Raw genomic sequence first — 500 nt, forward strand, 5'->3', positions numbered from 1 at the left:
TTATTTCCTAATTTCCTAGAATATTCTCGCTTTGTCCGCCGTTGTAATGCCCTCTTACCGAGTATCCAAGTCATTCGCCAAGCACTCGTCTTTAAAGAGGTTGAAGGAATTAGTGTATCCATTATTGACAGCTTCCCCATTCCTTTGTGTCAGCCTATTCGTAATTTCAGAAGCAAAGTTCTTGGAGATTATGCAAATGTTGGCTACAATGCTACAAAGGGACAGTACTTCTATGGATGTAAATGTCATGCTTTAGTCAGTGAATCAGGCTATGTCATAGACTACACAATTACTCCTGCTTCAATGGCTGATAGTTCAATGACCGAGGAAGTGTTGAGTCAATTTGGGACACCAACAGTCCTTGGAGATATGGGATATCTAGGTCAGTCACTGCATGATAGGCTGGAATTAAAAGGAATTGATCTAATGACACCTGTCAGGAAGAACATGAAGCAAAAGAAAATCCTTTTCCCTAATTTTTCAAAACGTAGAAAAGTGAT

Annotated in this window: 1 pseudogene; it reads left to right on the forward strand. The window is 39.6% G+C overall.

Going from position 1 to position 500, the window contains the following annotated elements:
• Nucleotides 1-500, forward strand: a pseudogene (locus EZH24_RS13385) (IS982-like element IS982B family transposase); the annotation flags it as partial.

This window comes from Brachyspira catarrhinii (genome assembly GCF_005518285.1).
Classification (GTDB): Bacteria; Spirochaetota; Brachyspiria; order Brachyspirales; family Brachyspiraceae; genus Brachyspira; species Brachyspira catarrhinii.